The sequence below is a fragment of the Rhodococcus sp. Eu-32 genome (genome assembly GCF_003336925.1).
In the GTDB taxonomy this organism is placed as follows: Bacteria; Actinomycetota; Actinomycetes; order Mycobacteriales; family Mycobacteriaceae; genus Rhodococcoides; species Rhodococcoides kyotonensis_B.
The window spans coordinates 1-4821 of the sequence record NZ_QGNK01000044.1; the positions used below are offsets into that span (position 1 = coordinate 1).

General features: G+C 62.3%; 4 protein-coding genes. 2 read left to right on the forward strand and 2 right to left on the reverse strand.

Going from position 1 to position 4821, the window contains the following annotated elements; translation table 11 throughout:
* Both DK926_RS26190 and DK926_RS26195 read left to right on the forward strand, forming a co-directional pair.
* Positions 1-674: IS3 family transposase (locus DK926_RS26190; RefSeq protein WP_114332822.1), on the forward strand; the 674-nt coding region annotated here is incomplete at its 5' end.
* Between the two features lie 105 nt (positions 675-779).
* A complete protein-coding gene (locus DK926_RS26195) occupies positions 780-1937 on the forward strand; it encodes a hypothetical protein (protein WP_125833466.1) in 1158 nt (385 codons plus the stop codon).
* A gap of 211 nt (positions 1938-2148) precedes the next feature.
* On the opposite strand, the gene DK926_RS26200 is transcribed toward DK926_RS26195, so the two are convergent.
* Positions 2149-3288 (reverse strand): tyrosine-type recombinase/integrase, encoded by a 1140-nt coding sequence (locus tag DK926_RS26200; RefSeq protein WP_114332824.1) that lies wholly within the window; start codon positions 3286-3288, stop codon positions 2149-2151.
* Between the two features lie 595 nt (positions 3289-3883).
* Positions 3884-4821, reverse strand: a 938-nt coding sequence (locus DK926_RS26205) for an FAD-dependent oxidoreductase (RefSeq protein WP_165839679.1), incomplete at its 5' end; no start/stop codon positions are given.

Below are 4821 nucleotides of genomic sequence, written 5' to 3' on the forward strand. Positions count from 1 at the left end.
TGTCGCTCAATGGTGTTCGGCGAGCGAAGGGCATCAGAACCACCATTCGTTCCGCGGACGGTGTCCGGGCGGGAGATCTACTGAACCGGCAGTTCCGGGCGGACGAACCCAACCGGGTATGGGTTACCGACTTCACATACGTCAGAACATGGGCCGGATGGGTATACGTGGTGTTCATCATCGACGTGTTCTCCCGCAAGATCGTGGCCTGGCATGCATCGATGTCCAAAACCGTGGATCTGGTGACGATCCCGCTGCGGATGGCGCTGTGGCAACGCAACCGTGACGGCAATCCGGTGAAAGCTGCTGAGCTGATTCATCATTCGGACGCAGGCAGTCAGTACACATCGGTGACATTAACCGAGAAATTGGCGCTCGAACAGATCGCTGCCTCGATCGGGTCGGTCGGGGACGCCTATGACAACGCCCTCATCGAATCAGCGAACGGGTTGTACAAGACCGAGTGCATCCGCACCACGATCTTCCATTCTGGGCCGTACCGGACGATTTCGGACGTCGAATTCGCGACCGCCGGATGGGTCGACTGGTACAACGCACGACGTCTCCACTCGAGCATCGGGCACATGCCCCCGAGCGAGTACGAAACTCTCTACTACGCTGGCTTCGGAACCGAGGATCAGCCCCAACTGGAGGCGGCACAGAACCTGGGGTGATTCAGTCGGATAGCTGCCGCCGTCACGCAAAGGTTGACGACGCGATTTATCTGTTCTGCGTTTACGGACGCGGGCGTCATGCGAGGCGGAAACTATTCTGTGCCAATGGCACTTCACGATCGCCGGGAGCGTTGGCTCGCGAACGCGCACTCCGTGCACTCTACGACAGAGCAACTATTATCGGGCGGCGGTTTGCCCGCGGACCGAAATGCTGACGTTCTCATCGCCAGTATGGTGGGGACTCTTCAGGGCATCTTTACTGACCAGTTCGCGGCGTTGGACGGGGACGCACCTGAGGGAGAGCTCGCGACGGCGATCAGCCCTTTCGCTGCCGAGCTTCGCAAATTCGATGCACTGGACGAACATAGTCTGCCGACTACAAACGGTGAACTCCGAGACATCCTTGGCGCTCTGCGCGATGCTGCAGCAACTGTCGCTGCGACCTTGGAGTCCGACTCATCGTTGCGCGTTCAGTCTGTCGACGAGGTGATCGCTGAATTTGCCGAAGGCTACCGTGTGACGCTGCTGTTGACCCTGACGGCGTGTCATGCACTGTCCACCAAAGTGACTGGCTGGCAAGCATCCAAGGACGAAAATAGGTCACCGGGTGACCATCTGGACGTATCAACGATGAGGCTATCGAAAACGAAGAATACTGGCACGGTCCCGATGTCGACATTGTCGAGTCTGATGACAGCACCTCCAACGATCATGACGCCTGGCAATGAAGCCGCAATGTTCGCGGAGATGTTCAACGGAGGGACTCCTCCGCCGTTGTATCGGATGGCTTACGGCCAGTGGTTTGGCAGCGTGGCCGCGATGTGGGAGGACGTCTACCGAGAGCGGCTGGCGATCGCCCACGGCACAGACGAAGAAGGCCGACCGTGGAAGAAAAATGACGTCAAATCAGAATTCTTCTACGAACTGTCGCAGATCCGACACGACTTCGCGCACAAGGACGGGCTGTGCGTCGAAAGCGCTAGTAATGCCATTCTGTCATGGGGAGTCGAGGGACAGCCGCTGTCCCCTACCCCGCGCCAAATGCTGTCGTTGATCGACGCCTTCCCCGCGAGCGAGCTGCGCAAAACCCCCGAGCGGGTCCCCCGCACCACTGAACGTTTGCCGTTCAACTTCCCCTCCGATTGGGTTGCCAAGGTCAAAGCCCACGTCGTCGCGATCGAAAGGACGAAGAAGCTCCGGCCCGACGTCCTGAGAAAAGTGATAGACAAATGGATGGAAGATTCGCAGATTGTGGATGACTGAGGCGCGTTTCAAAAATGTACGACGAGGACGAGAGCCCAACCACCTCCCGATGACTACATAGATCTCAGGTGCTCTATTTCCCATGTCGACGCGCGATTCGCCCCGTTCCTGAGGCCGCGTTTCCTGTCTGCGTACAGGACAAGACACAACGGTGCGCCCAGTCGAAGCTGCGATGCAGTTGCATCGAACGCAATTCCGCCTACGTCGACTGTCAGAGTCCGATGTCGGTAACAGCATTCCCCACGAGGGGTGCGTGTTCGCGCCGGTACACCTCGACCGAATCGAGGCGGGTGTGGCCGGTTTGCCGGGCGATCGCGGTGCTGTCCGCGCCGTTGCGGGTGCCTTGGGTGACGAAACCGGCGCGGAGCGAGTGCCCACCGAGCTTGGTCAGTGCGGTGGGGTCGTAGCCGGCGTGTTCGGCGCGTCGACGGATTGTTTTGTGTATCGCGGCCCCGGACAGCGCAGTGGCACCGAGGTTGCCGTTCTGGGCGACGGCCCGCAGCAGTGGCGCCCGGGCGGCGGTGCGGGGGACTCCCCCGCGGCAGACATGGTCGGGGAACGGCTCGCGCTTCCGCAGCAAACGGATGACCGAGGGGCGGCCGAGGACGTCGTAGGCGGCGACGACCTGTACCCAGCGGACGTAGGCGCAGGGTGGGCAGGTCTCGTGGGAGTCGGTGTACGGCAAGGCTCTTACTGCTCCCCTGCCTTCTTGGTCGGTCTTGGACTTCCGTAGCCGGACGTGGAGGCCGTCGAGGCGGTGCAGCGTGACGTCGCCACAGACGAGGTCGGAGAGTTCGCTGCGCCGGAAGGCGCCGGCGAAGCCGAGCAGCAAGATCGCCGAATCCCGGCGTTCGAGGACCTCGTCGGCCCAACCCCTGCATCGGTCTCGTGCAGTCCCGACGAGGACGCGGATGTCGTCGACCAGCAACGGCGCTCGCCGGTTCTGCGGGCGATCGCCGGCGGTGGCGTATTCCCGTCTGATCCCCGACAACGTCGCGGTGACCAACTCATGGGCTGTCGGGGACAGGTGTCCGGTGGTGCGGTGCTGGTGGTTGATGGCCGCGATCCAGGTGCCGAACGTCGCGGCAGCGTAGGCCCGCTCCCCCGTTTCGGTGCGGGTGTCGGCGGCGTCGACAAGGTACGCGGCGACGGTGACCGGGTGCGCCGGCAACGAGGCATGGCCTTCCCGTTCGCACCAGCCCGCGAAGCGTCGCCACCCCGCGGCATACGTGCGGCGGGTCCCCTCGGATCGGGACGACTCCGCAGCCTTTGCGATCCGTTTGGCCACGGCGGGTGGGATCTCGGGTTCCACGGCTGTTGATACCGGCGCTGGATTGCCTGCCGAAGGCATTCGGGCTGGTGGGAAGTCCATGTCGGCAGCCTAGTGCAGGTCACCGATAACTCCGTCGAGGGAAAACTGTGCTGAACTGGTGTTTCAGGTGATTTGGTGCGGAAAATGCAATATACGTGGCCGATTCCGAGAGGCGCATCTGCCTTGAATTCGAGCTGGGCGCCACTCGTGTCGGGAGATAGCGCGCATCGGACCGAGGGGAGCAAAACATAGAGCCTGCGAGTCCACGCACGTCGATACACGACCATCTGGATGCTTACGAGGCAGCTTAGACAGCGTTGTGACACCGACCGCGAACGCCGAGAGCTCTAAGCCCCTGAGCTGCAAAAACGAAATTCTTGGCCTCGAGAAACATCGATTACCGCGAAATTTGACATTTGCTGCCCCAGTTGTTCAGTTAAATCCGTGGTCGGCAACTGTGGTCCGCGATACCACCCGAAAATCGCTGTCCTGGTCCCCAATGTTTGCGCCGTTAATCGTTGGACCGGATGCGTCGGCCTGGGTAGTCGACCTGAGGAACCGCTCAATTCGCCGGAACGGCGCTCCGACTCACGCTCGGAGCAACCCTTCATACTTTCAGAGTCGCTCATCAGTATTAGTGTCCGGTGAACGCTGGCGAAAACCGTGTCTGGTTCCGGACAGTGCGCGTGGCGGATTCTGGTTCCCGTGCAGTGACTTCGGGGGCGGCGACGGGGTCGTTGCCGGTGAAGTAGAACATCGCTCGCCGGGCGTCGACTTGCTGCTCGGTGATGGCGAGCTGACCGCGGCCTTTGGAGAAGAATGCGGTGAGCCAGGAAATGACGGTGGTCAGGCGGCTGCGGAAGCCGACGATGTAGAGCAGGTGGACCAGCAGCCACATGACCCAGGCGATGAAGCCGGTGATCTTGATGGGTCCGACCTGCGCGACGGCGGAGAACCGCGACACCGTTGCCATCGAGCCCTTGTCGAAGTACCTGAAGGGCTTGCGCTCGGGAACGTCCTTGCCTGCACGCACGGCTTCGACACCGTCTTCGATGACCCGGGCTGCGTAGCGTCCGCCCTGGATGGCGACCTGGGCGACGCCGGGGAGCTTGTCCAGACTCATCATGTCGCCGACGACGAACACCTCCGGGTGCCCGGGCAGGGTCAGGTCCTTGTTCACCAGGACGCGGCCCGCGCGGTCGATCTCGGCGCCGGACTGCTCGGCGAGGGTCTTACCGAGGGGGCTGGCGGCGACACCGGCCGACCAGACCTTCGTCTTCGCCGCGATGCGTCGCACGGTTCCGTCACTGTCCTTGACGGTGAGACCGTTCGCGTCGAGGTCGGTGACCATGGCGCCGAGTTGGATGTCGACGCCCATCTTCTCGAGCCGCTTGGCCGCGGACTGGCCGAGGGAGTCGGCGAACGGCGGCAGGACTTTCGGGGCCGCGTCGAGGAGGATGACCTTCGCGCTGCGGGAGTCGATGTGGCGGAAGGTGCCGTCGAGAGTCTTGTTCGCGAGTTCGGCGATCTGTCCTGCCATTTCGACGCCGGTCGGGCCTGCGCCGACGACGA